This window comes from Pleomorphovibrio marinus (assembly GCF_003347495.1).
Taxonomy (GTDB): domain Bacteria; phylum Bacteroidota; class Bacteroidia; order Cytophagales; family Cyclobacteriaceae; genus Pleomorphovibrio; species Pleomorphovibrio marinus.
Map to the genome: position 1 here is coordinate 1 of NZ_QCXY01000024.1, position 2,618 is coordinate 2,618.

At 44.8% G+C, this 2,618-nt stretch carries 3 protein-coding genes; all 3 read right to left on the reverse strand.

The window, feature by feature from the left end; genetic code table 11:
• Positions 1 to 1,131, reverse strand: a 1,131-nt coding sequence (locus DB520_RS26105; RefSeq protein WP_157972265.1) for a S1 family serine peptidase, incomplete at its 3' end; no start/stop codon positions are given.
• Complete coding sequence (locus tag DB520_RS26110; RefSeq protein ID WP_157972266.1) at positions 1,121 to 1,696, reverse strand: hypothetical protein; 576 nt, start codon at positions 1,694 to 1,696, stop codon at positions 1,121 to 1,123. The genes DB520_RS26105 and DB520_RS26110, both read right to left, overlap by 11 nt.
• Before the next feature lie 411 nt (positions 1,697 to 2,107).
• Positions 2,108 to 2,618: T9SS type A sorting domain-containing protein (locus DB520_RS26115; RefSeq protein ID WP_157972267.1), on the reverse strand; the 511-nt coding region annotated here is incomplete at its 5' end.

The following is a 2,618-nucleotide window of genomic DNA, read 5'->3' on the forward strand; positions in this document are numbered from 1 at the left end:
GAAGCCCGGGCATACCCCGTGGCAGGAACCTGTGATATAAGGGTCGCCGTTTACGGTGGGGTTGGTAAAGGAGGGGGTGCCCACCCATACCGTTTTGGGTATTTCCACCTCCCCGCAGTCGGTTTCCACTTGAAAGGTAATGGTGCCGAAGCCCCTGTTGTGTACACTGGCCGGGCTGAGGTTCGCCGTAGTGCCTGAGCCGGAGGAGGAACTGAACAGGTTGGCTGGGGTTGCGGTCCAGGAGACGCTGGCCCCTTGGGGAGGGTTTTGCAGGATAAATGACGTGGAGGAACAGAGGTAGTCGGGGGATTCTAACGTTATAGTATTTTGGTAAAGCCAATTGCAATAATTTGATATTCGGGTGTAAACAGTAGGGTTTTCTTCTTTAGGAAAATGTCCCCAGCTTGAAATTCCTCCAAGAATAAATCCATTGTTATTATCTGGAACTACCATAGGACCACCGCTGTCCCCGGGAGCAGCCGCAATACCCTGTTGAAACAGAGGAATCATATTTGGGGTTACGGGTGAACCCAAATCAATAGCATCTTGGTTTGAGATAATTGGCAAATTAGCAGACTGAAGGTTATCAGGACGGTTTCCATTTCCATCAGCCCATCCCCACCCTGTAATTGTTCCAAAAACTCCTGGATTAAGCAAACCATCGTTTATATTCACAGATGTTGAGGGAACAATTGGCTGAACATTCTGATTAAAACTAAGAGGCGTACTTAGTCTAAGAATTGCAATATCGTTGTCAAAATTATTATTTCCTAGCACACAATTGTAATCAGGATGGACGGTAATTTCGGAAATATCTCTTACCTGACCATTTTCTTTTTGGGATCTTAATGTTACTCCTGCAATAATTCGAGAATTTTGTGAGTTGGCCCCAGTTTCACAAATGCAATGTGCTGCTGTAACTATCCATTCTGGAGAAAGTATCGCCCCACCACATAAATCTTCGCCACCAATTTCAAACAATATCTGCCAAGGGGCTTCATTGATATCGATATTTTCCCCTCCGATTATTCTTACATCTTGGGATTTTGTCGTTATAGGATGGATATAAATGTGAACAATCAATAAAATAAAGTGTACTTCTTTTCTCAAAGCTTTCACATTATCTAACATAAAATTCCATTTCCAATTTATTTACAAAAACCTCCCATTCTTTAGGTAATACCAGCCTTACCTCATACTCTCCTTTTGGCAGACACTCATTTAATGGATCAGCAAAAGTATTTGCAGGGAAATATTGCGTTGTTTCTTTGCTTTCCAAATCTGATTCCGTTATTTTAGCTCTAATCTCAGAAGTCCACAACCAAGGAAATTTTAAATAGGTTTTTGAGTAACCTTTAAATCTAGTAGGCCGAATTTCATTTGTTACCTGGCCATTTTTATAAAAGTTGCCAAGTTTTTTATTATCAGACTGTTTCACATATAATAAAATATGTTCCCCATAATGAAAGGCTGGATTTAATCTGACCTCGTCACCATAGTTAATTACTTCCAAAACAACTATTGGTATTTGTCCCTTTTCAAAGGATGTGGTGATTAAACCCGACTCATTTACAAGATACATATCGATCTGTAGAGGTTGTTCTGGGTTGATCCCTGGATCCCCGTGGCACCCAGAATGGGTCAGCAACAACGGTAGAACTACGGCTAAGCGGGCAAGTAAGTGTAGGGACATCATTACTTAGTTATGGGATTTCAGAAGGGGGTTTTCATTGCAGCTATGGTTGGGAATCCTGACATTTTTAAGCAACCAGACACTCAAGTTGGTAATTTGTCTTCTAAATGGGGTCGGGTTGGTAAATGGTGGACTTCGCATATCTTTTAGGGTTTGGTTACATCCATATATAATTACGTGATTATTAAATATTTTGTTCCAATTCAGGCAAACGTATATCACAATACATTCGGGGTTATCAGCCAATTAGCCAGCAAGACCAAAGAAATCCCTTCCAAAGTTGCCGGACTTTGAAAGGGCTGGCTAGGGATGCAAGTGTGGTGATTAGGTAAATGATATATTAATTCCCATAATACTCCGTAGAATAAGAGTTTTATTCTTCATAATTAGTCTGCTTATTTATAAATCGTCACACTAGTGCCGGATGATCAAATGCTTTCTATACACGCCGTTCTCGTCGGAGATCTGTAGGACGTACTGCCCGTTGGGAAGGTGGCCTGTGGGCACGCTTATCTTTGGGCCTTGGGCTTTTAGGGAAAGTACCGATTCGAAGGACTGGCTGATGATCTGTATTTCCACCTCTGGGCCCGGCTCCCCGTCCTTGGCGGCCAGGTTGGTGACGGTGACCTCCTCGTCCGCGGGGTTGGGGGTGAGGGAATAGCTGCTCAGGGGGCAATTGGGCCCGCTGATAAAGCAGAAGGTGAAGGGGGTGCTGCCGCAGGGGTTGGTGGCCGTGCCATTAAAGGAAAAGGGGAATGGGGTCATGGGCTGCACCTCAAAGGTGATGCGGCTGGTGAAAGGATCCCATGACCAGCTTACCGGCCCACCGCTAAGCTGCCAGTTCACGTCCGGTGGCACGGCATCCGGGATGCCCCCTATGGTGACCTCCGCCTGGTGGAAGCCAGGGCATACCCCGTGGCAGGAG